At 63.6% G+C, this 24,842-nt stretch carries 24 protein-coding genes; 7 read left to right on the top strand and 17 right to left on the bottom strand.

The genetic code is table 11. The annotated features are described in order from the left end of the window. The first annotated feature begins 55 nt into the window (after positions 1-55). Complete coding sequence (locus tag E0473_RS04640) at positions 56-520, top strand: peptidylprolyl isomerase (protein WP_137679644.1); 465 nt, start codon at positions 56-58, stop codon at positions 518-520. Positions 521-601: 81 nt separating this feature from the next. Here E0473_RS04640 and E0473_RS04635 read toward each other — a convergent pair whose 3' ends face one another. The 13 genes from E0473_RS04635 to E0473_RS04575 all read right to left on the bottom strand — a co-directional run bounded on the left by E0473_RS04635 (position 602) and on the right by E0473_RS04575 (position 11,034). Beyond that, positions 602-1,594 (bottom strand): nuclear transport factor 2 family protein, encoded by a 993-nt coding sequence (locus E0473_RS04635; protein ID WP_137679643.1) that lies wholly within the window; start codon positions 1,592-1,594, stop codon positions 602-604. A gap of 73 nt (positions 1,595-1,667) precedes the next feature. Continuing rightward, the gene (locus E0473_RS04630) at positions 1,668-2,546 is read right to left on the bottom strand and encodes a LysR family transcriptional regulator (protein WP_137679642.1); all 879 of its coding nucleotides are present in this window, start codon (positions 2,544-2,546) and stop codon (positions 1,668-1,670) included. Between the two features lie 93 nt (positions 2,547-2,639). Then, positions 2,640-3,581: a CBS domain-containing protein gene (locus tag E0473_RS04625; protein ID WP_137680057.1), complete on the bottom strand. Its 942-nt coding sequence runs from the start codon at positions 3,579-3,581 to the stop codon at positions 2,640-2,642. A 23-nt stretch (positions 3,582-3,604) separates the two neighbouring features. After that, the gene (gene ybeY, locus E0473_RS04620) at positions 3,605-4,093 is read right to left on the bottom strand and encodes an rRNA maturation RNase YbeY (protein WP_137679641.1); all 489 of its coding nucleotides are present in this window, start codon (positions 4,091-4,093) and stop codon (positions 3,605-3,607) included. Positions 4,094-4,198: 105 nt separating this feature from the next. Continuing rightward, the gene (locus tag E0473_RS04615) at positions 4,199-5,242 is read right to left on the bottom strand and encodes a PhoH family protein (RefSeq protein WP_137679640.1); all 1,044 of its coding nucleotides are present in this window, start codon (positions 5,240-5,242) and stop codon (positions 4,199-4,201) included. Positions 5,243-5,351: 109 nt separating this feature from the next. Then, positions 5,352-6,695, bottom strand: a complete 1,344-nt coding sequence (gene miaB / locus E0473_RS04610) for a tRNA (N6-isopentenyl adenosine(37)-C2)-methylthiotransferase MiaB (RefSeq protein WP_137679639.1) — start codon at positions 6,693-6,695, stop codon at positions 5,352-5,354. Between the two features lie 41 nt (positions 6,696-6,736). Beyond that, complete coding sequence (locus E0473_RS04605; RefSeq protein WP_137679638.1) at positions 6,737-7,606, bottom strand: lysophospholipid acyltransferase family protein; 870 nt, start codon at positions 7,604-7,606, stop codon at positions 6,737-6,739. Positions 7,607-7,620: 14 nt separating this feature from the next. After that, on the bottom strand, positions 7,621-8,049 hold the full coding sequence (locus E0473_RS04600; protein WP_137679637.1) for a Fur family transcriptional regulator: 429 nt from the start codon (positions 8,047-8,049) through the stop codon (positions 7,621-7,623). A gap of 110 nt (positions 8,050-8,159) precedes the next feature. After that, on the bottom strand, positions 8,160-8,597 hold the full coding sequence (locus E0473_RS04595) for a Ros/MucR family transcriptional regulator (RefSeq protein WP_137679636.1): 438 nt from the start codon (positions 8,595-8,597) through the stop codon (positions 8,160-8,162). 155 nt (positions 8,598-8,752) lie between these two features. Further along, on the bottom strand, positions 8,753-9,214 hold the full coding sequence (locus E0473_RS04590; protein ID WP_137679635.1) for a GNAT family N-acetyltransferase: 462 nt from the start codon (positions 9,212-9,214) through the stop codon (positions 8,753-8,755). Beyond that, complete coding sequence (gene tsaB, locus E0473_RS04585) at positions 9,211-9,834, bottom strand: tRNA (adenosine(37)-N6)-threonylcarbamoyltransferase complex dimerization subunit type 1 TsaB (protein WP_137679634.1); 624 nt, start codon at positions 9,832-9,834, stop codon at positions 9,211-9,213. Before tsaB ends, E0473_RS04590 begins: the two co-directional genes overlap by 4 nt. Positions 9,835-9,850: 16 nt before the next feature. After that, positions 9,851-10,453 (bottom strand): malonic semialdehyde reductase, encoded by a 603-nt coding sequence (locus E0473_RS04580; RefSeq protein ID WP_137679633.1) that lies wholly within the window; start codon positions 10,451-10,453, stop codon positions 9,851-9,853. Beyond that, a complete protein-coding gene (locus E0473_RS04575) occupies positions 10,453-11,034 on the bottom strand; it encodes a NifU family protein (RefSeq protein ID WP_137679632.1) in 582 nt (193 codons plus the stop codon). Before E0473_RS04575 ends, E0473_RS04580 begins: the two co-directional genes overlap by 1 nt. Before the next feature lie 115 nt (positions 11,035-11,149). Between E0473_RS04575 and E0473_RS04570 the strand changes: the two genes are divergently transcribed. The 6 genes from E0473_RS04570 to E0473_RS04545 all read left to right on the top strand — a co-directional run bounded on the left by E0473_RS04570 (position 11,150) and on the right by E0473_RS04545 (position 20,263). After that, positions 11,150-14,098, top strand: coding sequence for a M16 family metallopeptidase (locus E0473_RS04570; protein ID WP_137679631.1), 2,949 nt, complete (start codon positions 11,150-11,152; stop codon positions 14,096-14,098). A gap of 184 nt (positions 14,099-14,282) precedes the next feature. Continuing rightward, positions 14,283-15,662 (top strand): class II 3-deoxy-7-phosphoheptulonate synthase, encoded by a 1,380-nt coding sequence (locus E0473_RS04565; RefSeq protein ID WP_137679630.1) that lies wholly within the window; start codon positions 14,283-14,285, stop codon positions 15,660-15,662. A 167-nt stretch (positions 15,663-15,829) separates the two neighbouring features. After that, on the top strand, positions 15,830-17,110 hold the full coding sequence (gene egtB, locus E0473_RS04560; protein WP_137679629.1) for an ergothioneine biosynthesis protein EgtB: 1,281 nt from the start codon (positions 15,830-15,832) through the stop codon (positions 17,108-17,110). Continuing rightward, positions 17,110-18,096 carry an L-histidine N(alpha)-methyltransferase gene (gene egtD / locus E0473_RS04555; protein ID WP_137679628.1) on the top strand — a complete coding sequence of 329 codons (987 nt, stop codon included), beginning with the start codon at positions 17,110-17,112 and terminating at the stop codon, positions 18,094-18,096. The genes egtB and egtD overlap by 1 nt, the downstream gene beginning before the upstream one ends. Before the next feature lie 58 nt (positions 18,097-18,154). After that, positions 18,155-18,820 carry a retropepsin-like aspartic protease family protein gene (locus E0473_RS04550; RefSeq protein WP_137679627.1) on the top strand — a complete coding sequence of 222 codons (666 nt, stop codon included), beginning with the start codon at positions 18,155-18,157 and terminating at the stop codon, positions 18,818-18,820. 66 nt (positions 18,821-18,886) lie between these two features. Continuing rightward, complete coding sequence (locus E0473_RS04545) at positions 18,887-20,263, top strand: MFS transporter (protein ID WP_137679626.1); 1,377 nt, start codon at positions 18,887-18,889, stop codon at positions 20,261-20,263. Here E0473_RS04545 and E0473_RS04540 read toward each other — a convergent pair. The 4 genes from E0473_RS04540 to E0473_RS04525 all read right to left on the bottom strand — a co-directional run bounded on the left by E0473_RS04540 (position 20,260) and on the right by E0473_RS04525 (position 24,732). Continuing rightward, positions 20,260-20,649 (bottom strand): VOC family protein, encoded by a 390-nt coding sequence (locus E0473_RS04540; RefSeq protein WP_137679625.1) that lies wholly within the window; start codon positions 20,647-20,649, stop codon positions 20,260-20,262. The two genes, E0473_RS04545 and E0473_RS04540, sit on opposite strands and share 4 nt — an antisense overlap. Before the next feature lie 96 nt (positions 20,650-20,745). Further along, the gene (locus E0473_RS04535; protein ID WP_137679624.1) at positions 20,746-22,050 is read right to left on the bottom strand and encodes a PepSY-associated TM helix domain-containing protein; all 1,305 of its coding nucleotides are present in this window, start codon (positions 22,048-22,050) and stop codon (positions 20,746-20,748) included. Positions 22,051-22,054: 4 nt separating this feature from the next. Beyond that, positions 22,055-22,624, bottom strand: a complete 570-nt coding sequence (locus tag E0473_RS04530; protein ID WP_137679623.1) for a hypothetical protein — start codon at positions 22,622-22,624, stop codon at positions 22,055-22,057. After that, the gene (locus tag E0473_RS04525; protein ID WP_137679622.1) at positions 22,624-24,732 is read right to left on the bottom strand and encodes a TonB-dependent siderophore receptor; all 2,109 of its coding nucleotides are present in this window, start codon (positions 24,730-24,732) and stop codon (positions 22,624-22,626) included. Before E0473_RS04525 ends, E0473_RS04530 begins: the two co-directional genes overlap by 1 nt. Positions 24,733-24,842: the final 110 nt, after the last annotated feature.

Here is a 24,842-nt window from a genome sequence, read left to right as displayed (position 1 = left end):
ACATTGTGTGCAGCGCCCCTATATCGGCGGCCAAGTTCCACGAGGAGATATCTGCATGTCCGAAGAAACGCTCACCTTCACGCTCGATTGCGGCGATGGCAAAGGCGGCGACGTCAAGATCAAGCTGCGCAGCGACCTTGCGCCCAACCACGTTGCCCGCATCACCGAACTGGCCAAGGAAGGGTTTTACGACGGCGTGGTGTTCCACCGCGTGATCCCGAACTTCATGGCTCAGGGCGGCGATCCGACCGGCACCGGCATGTCTGGCTCGGACAAGCCAAACCTCGATCAGGAGTTCTCCGACGCTCCGCACAAGCGCGGCGTGTGCTCGATGGCGCGCACCAACGATCCGAACTCGGCCAACTCGCAGTTCTTCATCTGCAACGACGACGCCCGCTTCCTTGACCGCCAGTACACGGTCTGGGGCGAAGTGATCGAAGGTATGGAGCATGTCGATGCACTGCCCGTGGGTGAGCCGCCGCGCGAGCCCGGCGTGATCGTCAAGGCGACCGTCGCCTGATCTGACGGCCACCAGCGGCCAAACGATAAAGGGGCGCCTCGCGGGGCGCCCCTTTTGTATTTGTGCGTAGCGTCTGGATGCTTAGTCGGTTTCCGCATCGGGCGCGACGTTGCGGCTCTCGATCAGCCACGTGTCGCCCTGCTTCACGACTTCGTCGCGGCCCCAGCCTTGCGCAAGCATTTCAGGGCGCGGACCATCCGGGGAACCGCGCGACACTGTCTGCCAGTAGTAGCGAACGACAGCCTGGGTTGGGCTGACGAAGGTGATGGTCTGGTTGCTCATCACGTGATGGAGCGGGGGAACTGCCTCTCCCTTGGCGGCGCGTTCGGCCCGTTCGGCCTCCATCGCTGTGACCATCTGGTGTAGCGCCTCGCGGCCCTGGGTCTCGCCAAAGGCACCGTTCGGGGTGAACACCTCCACATAGGCATCCGCATCCCAGGTATCGATTGCGCGGACATAATCCCACATCAGCTGCTCGATGGCGCTGCGGTCCGCCAACTGCTGCGCGGCAGCTTCGGGCGTAAGCATGGCCGCTTGCGGAGGCGCGGTGGTGGGCAGGGTGGCCGGATCCCAGTGCTCGTCGGCCTTGCCATCGACGAAGCGCCAAGTGTCGAACCAGGTGGTGGTGTAGCTTTGCGAGGGATCGTCGGCATAGGGCACGATCCGGCGTGTGAGGATCGTCACGTAGTCGCCCTCGGCTTGGACCGCGACGACGCCATTCGGATCTTCCGGCGATAGTGCAGGGCAGGGATCGAGCGGCGGGCGCTTGGCAACTTCGGTAAAGTAGTAGATTACGCCTTCGAGCCCCGAGGCGGCGACCGGATTATGCTGGATATAGGCATCGGTCATCCATTCGCCCGCGCGGCTCCACTCGTTGCATTTGAGCAAGTTGCGCTGGATATGCAGGGCTGTCTGCTTGTTGCGGTTAAGCAACGGATCGTCGCTGGTGAACAGGCTTTCGGGATCGGGGTGCGGCACCACCGGATCGGATAGCGCGCGCATTTGCGCCTGCGCGGCAAACGGCGTTGCGGCAAGGCCTAGGGCTGCAGCCAGCATGGCGGTCTTCAATTTCATGGTCTCTCCCCGGTTGACGTTTCGAAGCGACATTGCCCGATTCGGTTACATTTCAAAAGGGTTTTGCGAGCCCTTAGAGGCCGGCCCCGACGAGCCAGTCGTGAAACAGCCGCACCGGACGCAGCGCCAGATCGGCTGGCCGACACAGAAAGCAGTAGGAATAAGGACTGGGGACGAGAATGTCGTAGAGCTTGGCCAGCCGTGGGTCGTTGTTTCGCGCGAGGTGGTCGTCATGCATCACCGCGATGCCCAGTCCCTGCGCTGCCGCTTCAAGAATGAGCTGGCCCGAGTCGTAATGGTCCACTGCCATCGGTTGCAGGTTTTTCATCCCGATCGCGGTCTTCCATGCTTCGAAGCTGAGATGCATGTCGGTGTGAACGAGGAAGGTCTGTTCGCTCAGAATGTTTTCGTCGGGTATAGGGCCGATTAGTTCGACCAGCTCGCGGCTGGCGATCGCGTGGATCGTGTTCTGGTCTAGCTTCACCGAGTGGAACGACGGATCGGGCTCGTTGACCAGCCCGATCACGGCATCGAGCGTATCGCCCACGCGGCTCAGCTGGTTGGGGCTGGTATCGATATCGAGGTGCAGGCGCGGGTGCAGGCGGCGCAGTTCGGGCAGGCGGGGGAACAGCCGCTGAGTGCCGAACAGCGGGGTCACGCCCAGCCGCAGCCGCATCAGCTGCACATTCTCCGATTGCGATTCCACGGCCGTGGCCAGCGCTTCCAGATGGGGCGAAACCTTGTCGTAGAACTGGCGGCCCTCCTCGGTCAGCCGCATGGCCTGGCCCTGACGGCTGAACATCTTGCGACCGGTGAAATCTTCCAGGCTGGCGATCCGGCGGGACAGCGCCGAGGGGCTCAGGCCGAGCTCGGTCGCCGCTGCACGCGCGGAACCAAGCCGCACGGTTCGGACAAACGCCTCGAGGGCGCGCAGGGGGGGAAGGCGACGCATAGGGCCTTTCTTAACCGCTCATTCTCTCCCAGGTCGACCCTATATCGCACATGCAGCATTTTGCATACTGTCGTGTGAATTTTATGGGCGAGCCTATTCGTCCGTGCTGTTCTCTGCTTCGAGCAAGGGGGCGTGCAGGAGCAGGCGGGTAACATGAGTTTCGTCGCCCTCGGTGACCTCTATGCGCCAGCCGCTCGGGTGTTCGACCACGGTGCCCGGCTGGGGAACCTGCTCAGCCAAGATGAAGGCCAGACCGCCGAGTGTATCCACAGATTCCTCGATCTCGGCGAGGCGCGGGTCGCCCACCAGCTCGGCAACATCGTCAAGCTCGGCGCGGGCATCGCAGTCCCATACGCCATCTTCCAGCTTCACCACCTGTTCGACGCGCTCGTCGTCATGCTCGTCCTCGATCTCGCCGATGATTTCCTCGACCAGATCTTCGATGGTGATGATCCCGTCGGTGCCCGAGAATTCGTCGAGTACAATGGCAAGATGAGTACGGTTCGCGCGCATGTCGGCGAGCACGTCGAGCGCGCCGCGAGACTGCGGAACATAGAGCGGTTCGCGCATCATCGTGGTCCAGTCGGCGGGCGGAGCCGCGCCGCTGGCAAGATAGGAGAACACATCCTTGATGTGCATCATGCCGATCACATCGTCGAGTTTCTCGCGATAAACCGGCATTCGCGAAACGCCATGTTCGGCGAATTGCGCCACCATCTCGTCCCAGCTCGCTTCTGCGGGCAGGGCGATGATCTCGGATCGCGGGATGGCGACGTCGTCGGCGTCGTGCTCGGAAAAGTGCAGCAGGTTCCTGAGCATGACCAGCTCGACCGCCGAGAGATCGCCCTTGCCGGACGAACGCTCACCGCGCCCGTTCTCGTCCTCGTGATCGTCGATAGCCTCTTCGATCTGAGCTCTCAGGCTGGTGTCGGTGCCATTGTCGAATAAGGAGCGCAGCGCGCCCCACAGGCCGCCGCTGCTACTACTGTCCTCGTCTCCCGCGGGAGACTGCTCGCTTTGTCCAGGTTCGGGCATAGCCCTGTCGTCATGTCCCTGTTTCATTGATGATCGGCTGCATATGGGTCTGCAATGGCCACAAGTGCAAGCGCCTTAATTTCGAGCGCTTCCATTTCCTCGGCATCGGCGTCGGAAATTTCGTGATCGTACCCGGCCAGATGCAGCAGGCCGTGGACAATCAAGTGCGCGGCGTGATGGTTGAGCGCGATGCCCTTATCCGCCGCTTCGCGCGCGCAAACACCGTAAGCAAGCGCCAGATCGCCCAGCATCTCGGGCGGGCCATCGGGGGCGAGATGGATAAGGTCGTCGCGTTCGAGCATAGGAAACGAGAGCACGTTGGTCGGCTTGTCGCGCTTGCGCCACTCGCGGTTGAGCGCGTGGACTTCCTCGTCGGTAGTGAAGATGAGGCTGGCGACCAGGCGCGGATTGGCGAGTTCGGGCGCGATTTCGCAAGCGGCCTTGGACACCCGCTCGGCGAGCACTTCCCATTGGCCTGCAGGCCAGCCTTCGATGTCGATTTCGAGGTCCATTTACGTCCGTCAATCTGCAAGTAAGCCATAACGGCCGCTCCGCCTGAGCCCGTCAAAAGCCAGCCATAGCACCGGCCCAGCCGATTTGCTTATCCCTCGACAAGCTCAGGCGTTCGGCCCCTCGTAAGCCTCGACGATCCGGCCAACAATCGGGTGCCTTACCACGTCGGCAGCGGTGAAACGGGTGACGCCCATGCCCTCGACGCCCTCCAGCCGTCCGACCGCGTCGGCAAGCCCGCTCATGCTGTCGCCGCCGGGGATATCGACCTGGCGCGGGTCGCCGCAGATCACCATGCGGCTGTTCTGGCCGAAGCGGGTGAGGAACATCTTCATCTGCTCGCGCGTGGTATTTTGCGCCTCATCGAGGATTACGAAGGCATCGGCCAATGTGCGCCCGCGCATGAAGGCGATGGGGGCGATCTCGATCTCTCCGCTGGCAATGCGCCGCTCGACCTGTTCGGGCGGCATACAGTCGAACAGCGCATCGTACAGCGGGCGCAGATAGGGATCGACCTTGTCCTTCATGTCGCCAGGCAGGAAGCCGAGCTTTTCGCCCGCTTCCACCGCCGGGCGGCTCAGGATCAGACGCTGGACCGAGCCGGTGATGAGCTGAGAAACGGCCTGCGCCACGGCGAGATAGGTCTTGCCCGTGCCTGCCGGGCCGAGCGCGAAGATGATGTCGCGGCTGGCGAGCTGGCGCATATAGTCGCCCTGCATGGCGCTGCGCGGGGTGATCGTCTTCTTGCGGGTGCGGATCATAATCGGCGGGGCCTTGGCATCGCCGGTGATGATGCCTTCGAGTGTTGGCTCGTTGCTCATCGCGATCAGTGCCTCGATCGCGCCTGCGTCCATTTCCTCGCCCTGCAACAGTTTCTCGTGCATTTTCAAAAGCACATCGCGGGCACGAGCCACTTCATCCTCGCTCCCTTCGATGACCACCCGGTCTCCGCGCGCGGCGATAAACACGCCCAGCCGGTTCTCGATATGGACGAGGTTGGCATCGAATTCTCCGAACAACATGCCGAGCGCGGCCTGTTCATCGAAAATCACCTCGATGCGGGCACGGCGCGAGGCGTCGCGGCGGTCTTCGGGGTGGGCGATCGCGGCAGCGTGTCCGGCGCTGGTGCCACGGTGAGCTTTGCGGGCCATCGAGTCCTTTCTTCGCTTGTTCTTACGAAGATAAGCAGAGTCGAAGCGCTGGCAAGCGCGCCGTCAGTTGAAGGCGGTGGAAAGTCATGGAAATGCCTTGAGCAGTGGCTCAGGCCCGCGCCGGTTGCAGCACACGCCCCGCCAACGAGTTCGGCCCCGCCTGCACCAGTTCGACCTCGACCAGATCGCCCATCGCGCAGTCACCTTCGAAAAACACCGATTGCAGCCACGGCGACTTGCCGAGCCACTGGCCCGGATGCTTGCCCTTGCGTTCGATCAGCACCTTGCAGTTCTTGCCGACCGAGGCCTCGTTAAAGGCGAGCTGGTGGTGGTTAAGCGCGGCCTGCAAGCGTTGGAGCCGCTCGTCCATCACTTGCGGAGCGACCTGGCCGTCCATGCTGGCGGCGGGGGTGCCGGGGCGGGGCGAGTACTTGAAGCTGTAGGCGGCGGCGTATTTGACCTCGTTCACCAGTGCGAGCGTCTCTTCGAACTCGGCCTCGGTTTCGCCGGGGAAGCCGACAATGAAGTCGCCCGACAGCGCAATATCGGGGCGCACTGCGCGGAACCGGTCAAGCAGCTTGAGGTAGCTTTGCGCCGTGTGACTGCGGTTCATCGCCTTCAGCACCCGGTCCGAGCCCGACTGCACCGGCAGATGCAGATAGGGCATCAGCTTCTCGACCTCGCCATGGGCGGCGATCAGGCCCTCGGTCATGTCGTTGGGGTGGCTGGTGGTGTAGCGGATGCGGTGCAGGCCGGGCAGCTCGGCGAGCGTCCGGATCAGCCCGTCGAAGCCCACCGCGCGGCCCTTGTCATCCTCGCCGCTCCACGCATTGACGTTCTGGCCAAGCAGCGTCAGCTCGCGCGCGCCGGCTTCGACCAGCTTCTCCGCCTCGCGCAACAAATCACTGTATGGCCGGGAAATCTCTGCGCCGCGGGTATAGGGAACCACGCAATAGGTACAGAACTTGTCGCAGCCTTCCTGAATCGTGAGGAAGGCGCTGGCGGCGACCTTGCGGCGGGCGGGAAGGGCTGCGAACTTGGCGTCCTCGGGCATGTCCGTGTCGGTGTTGCGCCGGCCTGCGGCGGCGTCCTTCACCATGTCGCCCAGCCGGTGATAGGCCTGCGGGCCGACCACCATGCCCACCGCAGGAGCGCGCGCCATGATCTCCTCGCCCTCGGCCTGCGCCACGCAGCCCGCAACCGCGATCATCGGCTTCTTTCCGGCTTCTTCGCCCGCCTTCACGAGGCGTCCGATATCGGAATAGACCTTCTCGGTAGCCTTTTCGCGGATGTGGCAGGTGTTCAGCACGACGAGGTCCGCGTCCTCGCCTTCGGGCGCTGGCGTGATGCCTTGCGCTTCGAGCAGTTCGCCCATGCGCTCGCCGTCATAGACGTTCATCTGACAGCCGAAGCTCTTGACCCGGTAGGTCTTTGGTGTGGTGGTCGGTTTCATGAGAAGGGGGCCGATACAGGAAAAACGCCTGAGGTGAAAGATCAGGTCGGCGGGTCGGCGGGAGTCTCTTTTGTCTTGTAGCGCACCGGCGCCACATCATGGGCAAAATCGCGCGGTGGCTTGCCGAGCGCGCGGACCAGCTCGGCCTCGATCATCGCGCGCGCTTTCGCCGCGATCAGCTTGCGGCTGCCCTTGCCATGGTCCTCCGGCGCGAAGGGTTCGAGGAAGTGCAGCTCCACCCGGAACGAGCCGGGCCTGGCAAGTATTCGCAGCGCATTGTTTACGCCCGATTCGTCGCCGATCCAGCCGATTTCCTCGCCCACCGCGCCGTAGTCTACGAACACCGGCTGCACGTAGACCCCCGGCGGCGGCGGTTCGAGCATCTTGAGCATAGAGGTCTTGAACGGCAGCAGCGACTGGCCGTCGGTGGTGGTGCCTTCGGGGAAGATCGTGACCGACCAGTTGTCCATCAGCGCCTCGCGCACGGCGTTGATCTGGTCGGCGACGTCCATCCGCGCCTCGCGCTGGACGTAGACGGTGCGGTTAAGCCCCGCGAGCCAGCCCACCACCGGAGCTTTCTGCAGCTCTGCCTTCGCGACAAAGGCGGTGCCGCTTGCGCCCGCTAACGCAAGAATGTCGATCCACGAGACGTGGTTGGCGAGAAAAACCACATCGCGCCGCAGCGCCGTTCCCCGCCGCTTGACCCGCGCCCCGCAAATGCACGCCGCGAGATAGAGAAACAGCTTGGGGAAAGGCGAGCCATAGGCGGTGATCCGCCAGAGGTAATGCAGCGGCACGCAAACCAGCAACGCCAGCAACAGCCCCAGCGCACGCAGCCCGATCCGAATCCAGCCAAACGGCGAAATATGCGGCTTCGCACCGGCGGCAATGGCGGCGCGGTCGGGCTTCATGTGCGCCGCCGCTCTTAGGCCTTGTCTTCGCGGTCGATCCGCACGCCGTATAGTTCCATGCGGTGATCGACGAGACGATAGCCCAGCTTCTCGGCAATCTGCTTTTGCAGCGCTTCCAGCTCAGGATCGACGAATTCGACGACCTTGCCCGTTTCGACGTCGATCAGGTGATCGTGGTGCGCTTCGGGCACCGGCTCATAACGCGAACGACCATCGCCGAAGTCGTGCCGGTCGAGAATGCCGGCCTCTTCGAACAGGCGCACAGTGCGATAGACCGTCGCAATCGAAATCTTGGGATCGATGGCGGAGGCGCGCGCGTGCAGCGCCTCGACATCGGGGTGGTCGGAGCTTTCCGACAGCACCTTGGCGATAACGCGGCGCTGGTCGGTAATGCGAAGGCCGCGCTCGGCGCAGAGGGCTTCGAGATCGATAGTCTGGGGCACGGGGCGACCTCTTTCAGTCAGGCAGAAATGCAAACGCCCCGGACCATAGGGGGCCGGGGCGCGGTGCTCAAGTATGTGCCGGAAATTGTCCAGCAACAGTCAAGCGTTACTCAGGTCGTGGCCTTGCGGCGGCCCCGGCGCTGGCCCGGTTTGCGGCCAAGGCCGATCTTCTTCGCCAGTTCGCGGCGGGTTTCGGCATAGTTCGGCGCGACCATCGGATAGTCGGCAGGCAGATTCCACCGCTCGCGATATTCTTCCGGGGTCATGTCATAGGCCGTTTTAAGGTGCCGCTTGAGCATCTTCATCTTCTTGCCGTCTTCCAGGCAGATCAGATAGTCGGGCTTGATCGATGCGCGGATCGAAACAGCCGGCTCTGGCTTGGCTTCTTCGACGGTTTCGCCGCCGAGCTTCGCAAGCGCGCCGTAAACGTTTTCGATGAGAACCGGAACGTCACTAACTTCCACCGAATTGTTGGCGACATGCGCCGTTACGATATCGGCAGCAAGTGTAATGAGCATTTCGCGGTTTTCGTTCTTTTCTGTATCCATAGTATCCTCGATATCCTGGGCTCTGCGACCTCACCTCGGCCTATCTATTTTACATTTCGACAAAAGCAAGTGCTAGATAGGAAAGAACAGAGAATGCGGATCGGCACGCAACGTTCCGAATTTATTTAGAAAACGTTTACTTCCGGATGTGCGAGCTATAGGCGTTTTGCGAAAGTCACCGCGTCGATCGGGCCATCCACGGCGCCGCGATAATAGCCGGGGCGACGACCGATCTGTTCAAAACCGAAGGCGCGATAAAGAAATTCGGCAGGGTTGCCATCGCGCATTTCAAGAAACAGGTGTGCCGAACCGCGTTCGCGGGCTGCGGCCATTGCCCGTTCGAGCAGACGGTGGCCGACGCCCTTGCGTCGATGCTGTGGCGCCACCGCAAGCAGCAACAGTTCTTCTTCGTCGGCTGCTTTTCGCAGCAGGGCAAATCCAACCGCTTCTGCAGGGTCATGCCAGAGGCCGGTCGCACCGGCTCCGATCACGACGCAATGTGTGTTAGCCAGCATCAACGCATCGGATACCTGCCGCCGGTTCCACGCCTCCCCATAAACAGGGTCGAAGGCCTGCTCCATAACATGCATGATGGCGTCGAGCGTATCGTCGGTCATACTTTGGCCTGAGGCAGGCGCGCATCGGGCGCCCGGCCGTAGATCGGCGCAAGCGTGGCTGTGAGCTGGGCGGGACCAAGAAGGTGGGCTGCGCGTGCATCGGGCAGCAGCTCGAGAGCATGGCGGTCATCGCCGCGTTGCTCCGCCAAAGCGCAGGCGCGATTCCCGGCAATGAATGGGTGGCGACCGGCCAAGGCTGCCGCTGGCGGAGCGAGCGAACGAATATCGTCCTCAGGCTCGCCTCCATCGGTGAAGTTCTGCACGAACCATTCGCCGTGTCCGCCGTTCATACAGACCGTGATGGGCGTGTCGGGATGATCGGCGCGCGCCATTGCTGCGACCAGCGTGAGCGTCGGATAACCGAGAACTTCCGCGCCCCAAGCTAAGCCCAGCGCCCGCGCGGCGGCGAGGCCGATCCGTATCCCGGTAAAGCTGCCCGGCCCAAGCGACACGACAATGCGCTCGGCACGGCCTTTGCCGGGCAATTCTGCAATCATCGGCACCAGCCGTTCGGCATGGCCCCGCCCGATCGCTGCGAACCGGCCATCGACCAGTTCGCCGCCATTGAACAGCGCAACCGAACAGGCCTCGGTCGCGCAATCTATCGCCAGTGTAGTCACCCGCTCTTCTTACGGATTACAGCAGCCGATTGAAGTCCTCGAATGAAGGGCGCGGCGCTCTGGGGAAGATTTTTCCACGATCCCCGTAGCCGACCGAACAGATGAAGTTGCTTTTCCATGCTGGTTTGTCGGCGAAGAAGTCGGCATCGACGGCGTCATTGTCGAACCCCGACATTGGCCCGCAGTCCAGCCCCAGTGCGCGCGCAGCCATGATAAAATAGCCGCCCTGCAAGGTGCCGTTGCGGAAGGCCGAGGTCTTGCGCGCTGCGCGCTTTTTCTCGCCCGCGAAGGCCGCCTTGGGATCGTCCATATGCGGGGCAAAGCGCGGCAAGTGCTCGTGGAAGTTTTCGTCCATGGCGATGATCGCGCAGACCGGGGCTTGCTTGATCTTTTCGACATTGCCCTCGTTGGCATGCTTGGCAAGCCGGGCCTTGGCTTCATCCGACTTGCACCAGACGATCCGGGCCGGAAGCTGGTTCATCGAGGTCGGGCCCATCTTCATCAGGTCCCAGATCGCGGCCAGTTGGCTGTCGGTAACTTCGCGTCCGTCGAACCACTGATAGGTTCGCGCATCGCGAAACAACTGGTCGAGCGCGGCATCGGACAGCGGCTCGTGCATCAGGCGGCCCTCACTTCGGTGACTTCGGGCACGTAATGCTTGAGCAAACCTTCGATCCCGTGCTTGAGCGTGGCGGTCGAGCTGGGGCAACCCGAGCAGGCACCCTGCATCTGGAGGTAGACGACTCCGCTGCGGAAGCCGCGATAGCGGATATCGCCGCCGTCACCCGCCACCGCCGGGCGCACGCGCGTCTCGATAAGCTCCTTGATCTGCGCCACCACCTCCTCGGTGCCTTCGTCGTCGCCGAGCATTTCGGCTTCGTCCTCGGCGGGCACGGTAAAGCCGCTGGCATCGCCGCCGGTGAACAGCGGGGCCTGGCTGACGAAATGATCGAGCAGCACGGCCACCACCTGCGGCTTCAGCGCCGACCAGTCGGCACCCGGCGCGGCGGTTACAGAAACGAAGTCCGAACCGAAGAACACGCCGGTCACATCGCCCGAATCGAACAGCGCAGCCGCCAGCGGGGAGGCTTCGGCATCTTCGGGGCTGGCGAAGTCGCGTGTTCCGGAAGGCATCACCGCGCGTCCGGGCAGGAACTTGAGCGTGGCGGGGTTGGGCGTGGTTTCGGTCTCGATGAACATGGGGCTGGATGTAGGAGCAGGGCAGGGCGACGACAAGGGATGGTACGGGGCTTGCCGCAGCGCGCTAGACATGCGTTCACTGTCCCTTCATCGGATTGTCGTCTAGGACTGCAGCATGAGCTTACTTTCGCGCAGTGTCCGCGCTCTCGCCCCGTTCGCCTTACTTGCTCCGCTGCTCGCTCCGGTGGCTGCGCAAGCTCAGGGCGCCGCCACCTGCACGATCCAGGCAAGCCCTGGCGAGGACGTGCCCAAATATGCTCGGCCCGACGACCCGTGGATTTTCCGCGGCACCGATATCCCCATCGATGACGAATGGCTGATGGGTGAACTGCCCAACGGCGTGCGCTATGCCGTGCGCGAGAACGGCGTGCCACCTTGCCAGGCCAGCTTTCGCGTGGCCATCGATGCCGGTTCGCTCAATGAAGAGGATAGCGAGCGGGGCTTTGCCCACCTGCTCGAACATATGACCTTCCGCCAGTCTCGCGACTTCGGTCCGGGCGAGGCGATTCCCTATTTTCAGCGTCTCGGGGCAAGCCTCGGAGCCGATACCAATGCCTCTACCGGCCCGACGCAGACGGTCTACAAGCTGGACCTGCCCAACGCCAATCGCGCCAAGCTGTCGGACAGTGTGCGGCTGTTTGCCGGCATGATCGAGGCTCCCACGCTCAGCAGCGACAACCTCGCCGCCGATCTGCCTATCGTGCTTGCAGAAATGCGCGACGGTGCAGGCGCGAACCGCCGAATCGGTGAGGTTACGCAGAGCACCTTCTTTGCCGGTCAGCGCCTTTCTCAGCGCAACCCCATCGGTACGCTCGAAACTTTGCAGGGCGCAACGCAGGAAAGCGTGCGCGCGTTTCACCAGCGCTGGTATCGCCCCGAAAATGCCGTGGTGGTGCTGGTGGCCGATGCGGATCCACAAGTGCTCGCCGCGCTGATCGAGCGTGAGTTCAGCGACTGGAAGGTTCCCGGACAGCCCGCGGCAGCGCCTGATTTCGGCGATCCAATTGCACCCGCCAATGCCCTGCCGGGAGCAGACGGCGTGCCAGTGGGTGAAGCCGCGGTGATTGTCGAGCCGGGGCAGGCCCGCGCTGTGAACTACGCGATCATGCGCCCTTGGGTGCAGGTCACAGACAATATCGAATACAACCGCGGCGTGTTGCTCAAGCAACTGGCGGCCGGCATCGTCAACCGGCGGCTGGAGAACCGCGCGCGGGCGGGCGGACACTACCTTTACGCGCAGGTCTCGCGGCAGAAGGTCGCGCGCTCGGTCGATGGCACCTACGTTTCGTTGGCCCCGCTCGACGATAACTGGGAGGCCGCGCTGGCCGACGTGCGCAGCGTGATCGCCGATGCGCTGGCGCAGCCGCCGAGCCAGGCCGAGATCGACCGTGTGGTCGCCGATTTCGATATCTCGTTCGTCAATGGCGTCGAACAAGCGCGTATTCAGGCCGGCAGCCAGCTCGCCGATACGCTGGTGGGCGCGGTGGAGATACGCGAAGCGGTCGCTTCGCCGCAGACCTTCCTCGACGTGTTCCGCTCGATGAAGGACCGCTTCACGCCCGACCGTTTGCTGGAGGCTACGCGCGACCTTTTCGAAGGTGATGTGGTGCGCGCTGTCATGCTCACCCCGCAGACGGGCGAGGCCACTGCCGAGCAGTTGCGCGAGGCGCTTGCCGCGCCGGTCGAGGCAAGCAGCGTGGCGCGCGACGATGGCTCGACCATCAACTTCGCCGACTTGCCTGCCATCGGAGAACCCGCGCCGCCGGTGCAGCGCGCCGAGCTTGGCGTATTCGACACCGAGGCGCTGGCGTTCGAAAATGGCGTGCGTGCGATGCTGTTCTCGCGCGATAACGAGCCGGGCCGGGTGACGGTGCGGGTGCGGTTCGGCGCGGGCTGGCGCGGCTTTGAGGATGGCGAGGCCGCCTATGCGCAGCTCGGCCAGGTCGCACTGATCAATTCGGGCATCGGCCCGCTCGGCCAGAACGATCTCGACAAGCTGGCCTCGGGCCGCAAGCTTGGCTTCCAGTTCCGGATCGAGGATGGCACCTTCGTGTTCGAAGGGGCGACCCGGCAGGAAGACCTTGCCGACCAGCTCTATCTGTTCGCCGCCAAGCTCGCCATGCCGAGCTGGGACGAGGCGCCGCTGGCGCGTGCAAAGGCCAGTATGCGGCTCGCATATGACAGCTACGGCGCCGATCCCTCAGGCGTAATCAACCGCGATCTCGACTGGTTGCTGCGCGACCGGGATCCGCGCTTCGCTACTGCCGATCCAGACGAAATCGCCGCAGTAACACCCGAGCAGTTCCGCGCCGTGTGGGAGCGCCTGCTCGCCCAAGGTCCGGTCGAGGTCGATGTGTTCGGCGATATCGACCGCGAGGCGACAGTCGCCGCGCTGTCGCGCACCTTTGGCGCTCTGGCCCCGCGTCCGGCGCTTCCGCCCGAGGTGGCCAACCGCACGGTCAGCTTCCCCGAAGCCAATGCCGAGCCGCTGGTACTGACGCACAATGGCGACGCCGATCAGGCTGCGGCGGTGATCGCCTGGCCTACCGGTGGTGGCTCTGCAGGCCTGCCCGAAAGCCGCAAGCTCGACCTGCTGGGCCGCATCTTCTCGATCCGCCTGCTCGACAACCTGCGTGAGCGGATGGGGGCGGCCTACTCGCCGATCGTCAACTCGACCTGGCCCAAGGATGTGGACACCGGCGGCATGATCTTTGCGCTGGTGCAGATCGAGCCTTCGCAGATCCCCGGCTTCTTCGAGGAGGCGCAGGCCATCGCTGCCGATCTGGCCGCCAACGGCCCCACCGCTGACGAACTGGAACGCGTGGTGGAGCCGGTGAAGCAATATGTCAGCCGCGCGCAGACCGGGCACACCTTCTGGCTTAACCAGCTTGAAGGCGCGACCTTCGATCCGCAGCGGTTGATGGCGCTGAACACGCTGTGGAGCGACTTTTCCGAGGCGACGCCCGAGGAAATTCGCGCGCTGGCCGAGCGCTATCTGGTCAGCCATGGCGGGTTCAAGGTCGCAGTCATGCCCGCCAGCGCGTCCCCGTCTGCGGGTCGCTGAGGGAAAGGCACGAACGAACGGGCCGCTTACAGTCATCGCATATTTGCAGCGTGAGCGGCCCGTCGTATCGCATGTAACCTTTGCCACGCGGCTCTTGCGGGCCTATGGCAGAGGCTTCCTCGCACAATTTGTTTGAATTGTTAGCGCTTGCCGGGCGCGAGGACGGCATTGGCAGGAAAGACACGTGGCACACAACTGGACCCCCGAGAGCTGGCGCGGTGACCGCTTCACAGCGAAGCATATCCCGCATTACGAGGATCAGGCGGCGCTTGCCGCTGCCGAGCAGACTCTGGCCGGATATCCCCCACTCGTCTTTGCGGGCGAGGCGCGCGCGCTGAAGGCCGAGCTGGGCAAGGCGGCAGCGGGCGAAGCGTTCCTGCTGCAAGGCGGCGATTGTGCCGAGAGCTTTGCCGAGTTCAGCCCCAACAACATCCGCGATACCTTCCGCGTGATCCTGCAGATGGCGGCGGTGCTGACCTTCGCCAGCAAGATGCCGGTGGTGAAGGTTGGCCGCATGGCCGGGCAGTTCGCCAAGCCGCGCAGCGCGCCTACCGAAACGCAGGGCGAGGTGACCGCACCGAGCTACTTCGGCGACATCATCAACGGGATCGACTTTGGCGTGGAAAGCCGCGCCAACGATCCCCAACGCATGATCCGCGCCTACAGCCAGTCCGCGGCGACGCTGAACCTGCTGCGCGCTTTCGCCGGTGGCGGTTATGCCAATCTGCGTCAGGTTCACCGGTGGACGCTTGATTTCATGGATCGCAGCCCTTGGGCCGATCAGTATCAGTCGATTGCCGACCGCATCGGCGAGGCGCTCGACTTCATGGAAGCCTGTGGGATCGACACCGAAAACGAGCCCGCGCTCAAGGCGGCCAACTTCTACACCAGCCATGAGGCGCTGCTGCTTCCTTACGAGCAGGCGCTGACCCGGCAGGATTCGCTGACCGGCGAGTGGTTCGACTGCTCGGCGCACATGCTGTGGATCGGCGACCGCACGCGCTTCATCGATTCGGCGCATGTCGAATTCCTGCGCGGCGTGAACAACCCCATCGGCGTAAAGTGTGGCCCGAGCCTCGAGCCCGATGCGTTGCTGGAAATGCTCGACATGCTGAACCCCGGCCGCGAAGCCGGGCGCATAACGCTCATCAGCCGCTTCGGCCACGAGAAGGTCGAAGCAGGGCTTGCCCCGCTGGTCCGCGCCGTGGCGCGCGAGGGCCATCCAGTGGTGTGGAGCTGCGACCCGATGCACGGCAACGTCGTGAAGTCCGACTCGGGCTACAAGACGCGTCCGTTCGAGCGCATTCTCTCCGAGGTGAAAGGCTTCTTCGCCGTCCACCGCGCCGAGGGCACCCACGCTGGCGGCATCCATGTCGAGATGACCGGGCAAGACGTGACCGAATGCACCGGCGGCGCCGTGGCCATCACCGACGAGGGTCTCGCCGATCGCTATCATACGCACTGCGACCCGCGCCTCAACGCCGCCCAGTCGCTTGAGTTGGCCTTTACACTGGCCGAAATGCTCAACCTCGAACTGACCGAGCGCCAGCGCGACGCGGCCTGACATAGAGCCGTAAACATAGACACTTAGAAGGGCTGGCGAGGAAACTCGCCGGCCCTTTTTTGTTAACTTTTGCGGAACAAAAGCGGCACTGGTGGTTTTCTCCCGGTGGAAACTTTCGGCCAGCCGGGCCGTGGGGGCCATCACAGCGACACCACGAGGAGAGGGTCTTGGCCACTGCCACCCCCCGTCCCCTTTTTGCACCCGACAGCACGCTGGCAGAGCGTTATCGCGCCACCCGCGCGCTGACCGAAGCTTTGCTTGCCCCGCTGAGTGAGGCCGATGCCACGATCCAATCGATGCCCGATGCCTCGCCCGCCAAGTGGCATGCCGCGCATGTGACGTGGTTCTGGGAGACCTTTCTCCTGCGCGACCATCTGGCCGGGTATGAGCTGTTCAACGAGCGTTGGCCGTTTCTGTTCAATTCCTATTACGAGGCAGAGGGCGCGCGCCACGCGCGCAATCGTCGCGGAATGCTCTCGCGCCCGATGCTCGCTGAGATCCTAGAGTGGCGCGCCGATGTCGATGCCACGATGGAAGGTCTGTTCGACCGGCCCGAATGCGCCGCGCTTATCGAATTAGGGCTCGCGCATGAGCAGCAGCACATCGAACTGCTGCTGACCGACATCAAGCACGCGCTGTTTTCCAATCCGCTTGGGCCGGAAGTGTGGGGCTCTGACGCGCCGCAGGCAGGGGCCGGACAGGAAGACGGCTGGCTCACGCATCCCGGCGGCATCGCCCGCATCGGCCATCAGGAGGAGGGTTTCTCCTTCGACAACGAGGGACCGGATCACCGCGTGCTGCTGGAGCCGTTCGCGCTGTCGCGGCGGCTCGTTACCAACGGCGAATGGCAGGCCTTCATCGATGATGGCGGCTACCGCACGGCCTCGCTGTGGCTGTCGGACGGCTGGGCCTGGGTCCAGCGCAAGGGCATCGCCGCGCCGCTGTATTGGCGGGGCGCCGAGCATTTTACCCATTCCGGCTGGCAAGAACGCGATCCGAATGCTCCGGTCGCGCATATCTCTTATTACGAAGCCGATGCCTTCGCGAGCTGGGCAGGCGCGCGGCTGCCGACCGAGTTCGAATGGGAGGCCATTGCGCGCGGTCAGGATGTCAGCGGCAATAACCGTCCCGGCTTCTCCGCCAGCGCAGGCAACCAACTCGATAGCGCCGCGCCTCCCTTGCCGCAGGGAACTGGCGAGCTGTTCGGCGATGTCTGGCAGTTCACCCGTTCTGGCTATTTGCCCTATCCGCGTTTCCGGCCTGCTGAGGGCGCGGTGGGCGAATACAACGGCAAGTTCATGGCCGGCCAATGGGTGCTCAAGGGCGCAAGCTGCGCCACCGTGCGCGGCCATTCGCGCGCCTCTTACCGCAATTTCTTCTATCCGCAGCAACGCTGGCAGTTCACCGGCCTGCGCCTTGCCAAGGACGACTGGGCAAAGGACCAATAATGGCTACGCAGACCGATATTCGCCTGGTGGACCGTGACGATCACGGCGTTGATCGCGCTTTTCGCGCCGACGTGCTTGAAGGGCTCGGCGCGCCGCAGAAGGCGATCCCCGCCCGGTGGTTCTACGACGACGAGGGCTCGCGCCTGTTCGAAGACATCACGCAGCTGCCCGAATACTACCCGACCCGCGCCGAAACGCAGATCCTGCGTGATCGTGCCGCCGAGTTCGCAGGGCTGATCGGGCCGGGGCGGGCCGTGGTCGAATTCGGTTCGGGTTCGTCGGTGAAGACCCCGCTCCTGCTCGATGCAATTGATCCGGGCGCCTATGTGCCCATCGATATTGCGGGTGATTTCCTGCGCGAATCCTCTGCTGCCTTAGGCGAGAAGTTCCCCGGCCTGCCAGTCCACCCGGTCGAGGCCGACTTTACCACGATGGTCAAGTTGCCGGATGAGTTGCAGACCATGTCGAAGCTCGGCTTTTTCCCCGGCTCGACCATCGGCAACATGGTTCCTCGCTCTGCAGTGGATCTGCTGCGTACCATGCGTATGACGCTCGGCGGTGACGCGCTGCTGGTGATCGGCATGGACCTCATCAAGGATGTCAACGTATTGACGGCGGCTTACGACGATGCTGCCGGCGTCACGGCGGCCTTCAACCGCAACCTCCTGAAGCGCATCAACCGCGAGCTGGACGGCGATATCCCCATCGCAGCCTTCGCTCACCGCGCGCGCTGGAACGACACCTATGCCCGCATCGAGATGCATCTGGAGGCCCGCGCCGAGATCGCTTTCACGGTCGCAGGCCGCTCGTTCACCATGCGGGTGGGCGAGACCATCCACACCGAGAACAGCCACAAGTTCGACCTGCGCAGCGCCAACACGCTGCTGCTGGCCGGGCACTGGACCCCGGTGGAACGCTGGACCGATGCCGAGGAGCGGTTCTCGCTGATCCTCGCCCGCGCCAGTGTGCGGCGCAAGGCTCCCTGATATCGCCTTTCGCGCCCGACAGTCGTAATTCAGCAAGTCCGCGCTATATCTTTAAGCTATGGACTGGTCCGCCCTCTCCGAGCAGATCGCGCTTTCGGTGCGCGAGTTGCCCCGCTCGGGGCTGTTGATGGTTGCCGTCGGCGCGATGGCGCTGGGTATTGCCGGCTCGCTGGTGGGCCGCAGCCTGCCTGCCGCTGGTCGCTTGCTGCGCACGGTGAGCACGCTGGGCCTTATGGCGGTGCTGGCGCTGGTCGTGGTTCAGCTATCGCGGCTCGATCCGCGGTTTTCGATGGCTGTGCCCGAGATCGGTCTACCTGAGCAGGTGGTGGAGGGCGGCGAGACGCGCGTGCCGCTGGCGCCCGATGGGCATTATTGGCTGCGGGCGCAGATCAATGGTCACGAAGCCTCCTTTCTCGTCGACACCGGCGCAACGCTGACCGCGATATCGGAGGACACTGCGGAGCGCGCGGGGTTGAAACCGCGCGAGGGCGCGCTGCCAATCCAGATGCAGACCGCCAACGGCTCGGTCGCGGCCGACATCACCTCGATCGGCGAATTGCGCTTCGGCAATGTGGCTGCGCGCGGGCTCGACGCGATCATCGCGCCGGGGTTGGGGGAGACCAACGTGATCGGCATGAACCTGCTATCGCGGCTTGCCTCGGTGCGGATCGAACAGGGCGAACTGGTGCTGGTGCCCAACAATCCGCAACCGCCGCTGGAATAGCTCGTTGACGATGTCCGTTTGCCAGGCCACTCTGCCTGCTTCAAGGAAAGTCCACGGGAGAGGGCTATGGCGGCGGATAGTGCCACCTCAGAAAAATTCGACGTAGCGAAATTCATCGACGAGCGGCCGGTTGGCGCGCGCGAATACTTCCTGCTCGCCATTGTCTCGGTGATCCTGTTCCTCGACGGGTTCGACATGTATTTCCTCGGCAAGATTCTGCCCGCCATTGCCGAGGGGCTAGGAGGCACGCCGGTCGATATGCAGCCGGTGGTGAACTACCAGCAGATCGGTATGGCCATCGGTGCGTTCATCATGCCGCCGCTGGCCGACCGGATCGGGCGCAAGCCAGTGCTCGCGCTGTGCCTGGTCGGGTTCGGTTCGCTGTCGCTGTGGGCGGCGTTTTCCGATGGTTTCTCGATGCTCGCGGTGCTGCGCGGCATTTCGGGCATTTTCTTTTCCGCTATGCTGCCCGTGGGCTTGGCCTTCCTTTCCGAAGCGACCCCCAAGGCGCGGCGCGCGCTGTTCATGTCGATTGCACTGGTGTGTTTCTCGGGCGGTAACCTCGGCTCGGGCGTGATGGTGGCCTGGTTCCTCGACGACCTCGGCTGGGAAGGCTTCTTCATCGCCGGTGGTCTGGTGCCTTTGCTGGCGCTGCTCCTGCTGCTGATGGTGCGCGAGAGCCTGGCTTTCCGCGTGAACCGCAATCCGGCCGATCCGCGCATCCCGGCGCAGATACAGGCGCTCGATCCGCAGACCCCGATCCCCGCTGGTGCAGTGTTCCATATGGGCGATCAGGACGAGGTCAGCCCGCTTGGCCCGTTGGCAATGTTCGGCAAGCGCTACCTGGTGCAGACAGTGCTGCTGTTTTCGCTGTGCTTCTTCTCGCTTGGCAACATCGCGCTGCTGGCCAATTGGCTGGCGACCTTCATGCAGGAGCTGGCCGGGCTGCCGATCGAAACCTTCGCCTTCTACATGATCATCGGCTATTTCGGCGGCGCCACCGGTACGCTGGTGATGGGCTGGCTGATGGACCGGGTGAACCCTTATTGGCTGATCACCGGCTACTTCCTGGTCGATGCGGTGGCGATCTTCATGATCGGGCAAATTCCCCCGCAAGTCGCCGTGGCGTTTGTCACTGCGCTGATCGTCTGGAACTTCTGTCAGGTCGGCGGGCAGACCGGCATCAACAACATGGCGACGATGGCCTACCCGCCCGAAATGCGCAGCTCTGGCATCGGCTGGGCCGGCGGCTTCGGCCGGCTTGGCGGGATCGTGTTCCCGGCGCTGGGCGGGCAGGCGCTGGCACTGGGACTGAGCCTGCCTGTCATCATGACGGCGACTGCTGTGCCAGCGCTGCTCATCGCCGTGCTGGTGTTCGCGCTCGGCATTGCCAATGGCGGCAAGATCGGCGGTCGTTCGAAGATCGCGCCAGCCGAAAGCTAGGCGAGGATCTGTACCAGTTCGATCTGGTGTCCCTGCGGCGAGGCCAGCATGGCGACGATCACCCCGCCAACGTCGGTGGGCTCCATCAGCGTCTCGGCACCCTCAGCCACCGCGTGAGCGAAGCTGGCTGCGATGTCGGGGCAGACGAAGCCGATGGGGCCGTGGCCCGGGCCGACGGTCACATCGGTCGCGGGCTTGCTCTGCACCAGCATCAGCTGCGGCGCGCTCTCATCGCCCGGAATGGCCATGATGTCTTCGGCGAATTCGGGCAGATCATAGCCGCCGACCAGCGCAAAGCCGAAGGCGCGTTCCCAGAAAGCGCGTGCCTCGGTGAGGTCGGCGACGTTGAGCTTGAAGAATGCGAGGCGTGCTGCCGGTGGGGCCATGGTCGGTTGCTCCTGTGATCGGGGCGCAGGATTGCAAAGGCCGCGCGGCTTGGCAAATACCACGGCCCAGCCTGCGACCCTGGATCAACAAAGCGCTTAACCGGTCGGCACCTGTTTCGGCGTTGCTTCCAGTTTGGCCGAGCCTGCGCGCAGGCCAGCGACCCCGATGGCAAGCGCCAGCGCAATCCAGAAGATCGCCGTGAACGGGGCGCTGTTACCGATGGCGAAGCGGGCGGCCAAGGTCAGCACAAGCGCGGCGGGTGCGCCCCAGACAAGCGCGCTCCACATGGCGGCCAATCGCGGTTCCACGATGCCACGGCGGCGACGCTTGCCGAGCCAGATGTAGGTGCCCGTCGCGCAAATCGCGGTGAGGGCCAGGCCGAAGACGATGTAGGCTAGCTTGACCACCAGTCCGCCGTAATTGCCGAAGTGGAGGTTGTAGGTCGATGCCGCAGCCTGCTGACCGAGCGAGCCATCATCCAGACCTACCGTGCCGGTGAAAACGCCTCCGGCGGTGAACTCATAATACTCTCCGAAAATAAGTCTTCGGTCGGGCACGCCGATGATCTGAACATGTTGGCCCGCAGTGCCCGGATCGTGCAGGACGATATAGCTCGGCGCGATCTTGGGATACTCCCTCTCCATGTACCGCATGGCTGCGGTAACGTCGGGAAGCGCGGCCGGGGCCGCGTCGGCTTCAGGCTCGTCGCCGAACAGAGACGCAAAGACCGCTTCGGTATCGCCATCATACTTGGCCGCAGCAATGCCATAGGCGGCAACACTGGCGAGCCCGATGATGGCTCCGGTCAGCGCGATCGCGACCGAAAATGGCAGTGTCCACACGCTAAGCCTGTTGTGCCAATCGGCCAGCCCCACGCCGCTCTTGTTGCGCGAACGCAGCCGGAAGGCGTCGCGGAAAATCTTCGGATGCGCGATTACGCCAGACACGGCCAGCGCCGCGATCATCACGCCAAGCGCGCCCACGATCGTGATGCCGATCAGAGTCGGCAGGTTGAGCGTGTAATGCAGACCGTAAAGAAACTCGGACCATGCGTTCTCTTCCGGCATGGCGATTGCGCCGTCGGCGCCGATATGCACGGCCTGGGTGTCGGTGCTGATGGTGGTGCGTGGCAGGTCTTGCGAAGGGAAATGCACATAGAGATGGGCGGTCGGGCCTTCCTCTCTCGCCATCACCGCCTGCACCGCGCGCTGCACTGCCGAAGGGCTGATCTCGCTCATCTCCGGCGCGGCGGGCTGCTCGAAGCGTTGCCATTCCTCATAAAGCACGAGAACCGTGCCGCTAAGGCAGACAAGATAGAGCAGCGCCCCGCCGATTAATCCGATGGCTGCATGTGCGGAAAGGCCGCGTTTGACGGTTGAGGGATCGAGAGCGAGGGGCATCCGGTCAACTCCCGGTTAGAAGGGCAGGCACGAGCGGCAGGCTCGCGAGGGCAAGGGCCACGATCTGGCTGCGGCGCCTTTCGAGCATCAGCACGATTGTCGAAAGCACGCCCCAGGCGAGCGGCACGGCAATCAGCGCGGTGGCATTGGCGTTGGCCTCGTTCCAGCCGAGCCCGAGCGCACCGCCGCGCAGCGCGATGCCGAACGCGATGGATGCAGCCAGACCGCCGAACACCACCAATGCGAAGGTCAACAAACGGCTCGCGAGATGCAATGGCTCGCCAGCTTCGGGCAACATGCGGACCCGCGTAGAGGAGGCCTTGGCGCGTGCCTGCGGCGAGGTTGCCGCTGCCCAGCCGAGCAGGACCGCAGCAACTGCCATTGCCACCAGCATCACCACCGAAACGCCCCAGGCGCCCGCCGCAACTGCACCGGCGAGGCTGCTTGCAAGAAGCAGCCCCCAGCCCAGCGCATTTGCCGCGATGGAGCGACCCGGCAGCGACCACGACCAGCGCAGCGCTGCCACCCCGCCAATCGCAGCGACCGCGCCGCACCAGAGCAGCCCGTCACCCATCAGAAGCGCCGCGTTAGTGTAGCATAGATGTTCCGGTCCGCGCCTTGGAAGCAATCGCCGCGAGCGAGGCAGGCCGAGTAGTATTCGTGGTCGAACAGGTTGGTGGCGTTCACTGCCAGGCTCCAGTCGCTCCACGAGAGTTCGGCCACGGCGTCAACCAGAGTATAGGCCGGGGTGACAAGCCCGCTCGGGAAAGCGGCTCCATACGAGATGTTGTCGCCAGCATGGCGGACCCCGCCGCCGAGCAGCAACACCACGTCCTCACCAAGCTCGAATGGGCGGGTAAGCCATAGCGAAGTATTGATCTTGGGGACATTGTCGAGTTGACGACCGGTGCCCTCGATCTCGGCTTCGTTGTAGCTGAAGTTCACGATAGCTGTCAGGTTACCGGGCAGGGTGGCGCTGCCGGAAACCTCAAACCCGCGCGAAAAGGATTCGCCCGCCTGAATCTGGTCTCTTGGGTCGTCGGGGGTACTGTCATCGCTGATCGGGCGGCCGGTCTCGCGGATATCGTAGGCCGTCAGCGTGAGAAGGATATTGTTCGAGGGGTGAATCTTCAGGCCCGCTTCCCACTGCTCGCCTTGCTTGGGCGTGAAGGGGCTCCCATCGCTTGTCGTACCGGCGATGGGCTCGAAGCTTTCGGTATAGCTGACGAAGGGCGAAACGCCGCTGACGACTTCGGCGATCAGGCCGGCGCGAAACGACGTTGCGCCCGCGTCGATGGTTTCGGTACCGAAGCTGCGGACGGAAACCTCGTCGCGGCGTGCGCCGAGCACCAATGATACCCGGTCAAAGAAGCGGATTTGGTCTTGCACATAGAAACCCAGCTGCTCGGTTTCGGTGTCAGTGCTGCTGCTGGAGAGGAAGCCCGGGTCACCGGCGCGCGGAATGTCGAAGCCGTAATCGGACAGCGCGTCGTAATCGATGTCGTAGATGTCGATTGTTTCGAGCGCGAGGCCGTCTTCCTTGCGCACCCGGCTCCAGGAATAGTCTACGCCTGCGAGCAGGATGTGCTCGATGTTGTCGCCGGTGTTGAAGTCGAACTGCAAGTTGTTGTCGCTCGAGGCCACTTCCAGAGTTGCGTAGCTCCCGCTGGCATAGTTGCCGATGATCCGCTGGTCGGCGTCGAGGTAGGGATTGGCCGGGTTCGAATAGCTGTTCGGATAATGGGTGAAATAGGTGAGATCGCTATCGATATAGCGCCCCCGCATGTTGAGCCGGACGCTGTCGGAGAAGTTCTGCCGGAACAGCGCTGTGCCTTGCGCAAGTCGGCCATCGTAACGGTCCCAGCCCGGTTTGCCGATGAACAGGTTCTGCGGCAGCTGGCCGTTCGGATTGGGTAGGATCGTTCCCACCAGCGGCAGGAATTGCGACGTCGAGCCGCCGTCGTCCTCCTGGTAGAGGCCGATCACGGTTAGCTCGGTGTCCATGCTCGGCGCCCAGGTGAGCGAGGGAGAAATCATCACGCGATCATCGCGAACATAGTCTGTCTGCGTTCCGCTGTCGCGTACCCGGGCCACGACACGGCCCGCCACGGTGTCGCCGATAGGTCCGGTAACGTCCGCCAGTGCTTCAACGCGGTCAAAGGAGCCATAGCGCACCGACACCTCGCCCTGAGGGGAGAATTCGGGAGTCTTGGAGACAAGGTTGATGATGCCGCCAAGCGAGCCCGAGCCAAACAGAGTGGCGGAAGGGCCTCGGATCACTTCTACCTGGCTGAAGTTATAAGGGTCGGCCCGGATGCTGGCATAGAAGCTGAAGATATCGCGCATCCCGTCACGGAACTGCAGCGCTTGAACGCCGCGGACGAGTCCGCCATCGACGCGACCGTCGGGGCCGTAAGGGTTCGCATGAACGCCAGCGACGTAGTTGAGCGTATCTGAGATCGAAACCGCTCCCTGAGCCTCGTAAAGCTCGGCGGGAATCACGGTGACCGGCTGTGGCACCTCAAGCGCAGGAACGGCGGTCTTGGTGGCGCCTTCGCTTTGCAGACGGTCACCGGTAACGATGATTCGTTCGCGCTCGGGCTGGTCTGCTGTGTGTTCCTGTGCCTGTGCGGCGGTCGAGGCGATTGCACTGCTGGCAAGCAGCAGCATGGCGAGCTTCATTGGATGGTCCCTCATAGACGGCAAGCCGCAGCCACTGCGACTCATTCGCAGCCGCAATAGTGCGACAAATTCGCATTATCAAGGATTATGGAGTTATGCGGTCGAAGGTT

It is taken from the genome of Aurantiacibacter suaedae (assembly GCF_005434915.1).
Taxonomy (GTDB): domain Bacteria; phylum Pseudomonadota; class Alphaproteobacteria; order Sphingomonadales; family Sphingomonadaceae; genus Alteraurantiacibacter; species Alteraurantiacibacter suaedae.
Note: the sequence above shows the minus strand (reverse complement) of the source record. Positions and strands in the feature narration are given on the sequence as shown.

Bases quoted from the DNA above. Each gene is read 5' to 3' on its own strand.
- E0473_RS04575 (WP_137679632.1), bottom strand. From the start codon at position 11,034: ATGTTCATCGAGACCGAAACCACGCCCAACCCCGCCACGCTCAAGTTC.
- E0473_RS04535 (WP_137679624.1), bottom strand. From the start codon at position 22,050: ATGCCCCTCGCTCTCGATCCCTCAACCGTCAAACGCGGCCTTTCCGCA.
- egtD (WP_137679628.1), top strand. From the start codon at position 17,110: ATGGCTACGCAGACCGATATTCGCCTGGTGGACCGTGACGATCACGGC.
- E0473_RS04640 (WP_137679644.1), top strand. From the start codon at position 56: ATGTCCGAAGAAACGCTCACCTTCACGCTCGATTGCGGCGATGGCAAA.
- E0473_RS04605 (WP_137679638.1), bottom strand. From the start codon at position 7,606: ATGAAGCCCGACCGCGCCGCCATTGCCGCCGGTGCGAAGCCGCATATT.
- E0473_RS04530 (WP_137679623.1), bottom strand. From the start codon at position 22,624: ATGGGTGACGGGCTGCTCTGGTGCGGCGCGGTCGCTGCGATTGGCGGG.
- miaB (WP_137679639.1), bottom strand. From the start codon at position 6,695: ATGAAACCGACCACCACACCAAAGACCTACCGGGTCAAGAGCTTCGGC.
- E0473_RS04615 (WP_137679640.1), bottom strand. From the start codon at position 5,242: ATGGCCCGCAAAGCTCACCGTGGCACCAGCGCCGGACACGCTGCCGCG.
- E0473_RS04635 (WP_137679643.1), bottom strand. From the start codon at position 1,594: ATGAAATTGAAGACCGCCATGCTGGCTGCAGCCCTAGGCCTTGCCGCA.
- E0473_RS04525 (WP_137679622.1), bottom strand. From the start codon at position 24,732: ATGAAGCTCGCCATGCTGCTGCTTGCCAGCAGTGCAATCGCCTCGACC.
- E0473_RS04570 (WP_137679631.1), top strand. From the start codon at position 11,150: ATGAGCTTACTTTCGCGCAGTGTCCGCGCTCTCGCCCCGTTCGCCTTA.
- E0473_RS04545 (WP_137679626.1), top strand. From the start codon at position 18,887: ATGGCGGCGGATAGTGCCACCTCAGAAAAATTCGACGTAGCGAAATTC.
- E0473_RS04630 (WP_137679642.1), bottom strand. From the start codon at position 2,546: ATGCGTCGCCTTCCCCCCCTGCGCGCCCTCGAGGCGTTTGTCCGAACC.
- E0473_RS04595 (WP_137679636.1), bottom strand. From the start codon at position 8,597: ATGGATACAGAAAAGAACGAAAACCGCGAAATGCTCATTACACTTGCT.
- E0473_RS04590 (WP_137679635.1), bottom strand. From the start codon at position 9,214: ATGACCGACGATACGCTCGACGCCATCATGCATGTTATGGAGCAGGCC.
- E0473_RS04580 (WP_137679633.1), bottom strand. From the start codon at position 10,453: ATGCACGAGCCGCTGTCCGATGCCGCGCTCGACCAGTTGTTTCGCGAT.
- E0473_RS04540 (WP_137679625.1), bottom strand. From the start codon at position 20,649: ATGGCCCCACCGGCAGCACGCCTCGCATTCTTCAAGCTCAACGTCGCC.
- ybeY (WP_137679641.1), bottom strand. From the start codon at position 4,093: ATGGACCTCGAAATCGACATCGAAGGCTGGCCTGCAGGCCAATGGGAA.
- E0473_RS04625 (WP_137680057.1), bottom strand. From the start codon at position 3,581: ATGCCCGAACCTGGACAAAGCGAGCAGTCTCCCGCGGGAGACGAGGAC.
- E0473_RS04550 (WP_137679627.1), top strand. From the start codon at position 18,155: ATGGACTGGTCCGCCCTCTCCGAGCAGATCGCGCTTTCGGTGCGCGAG.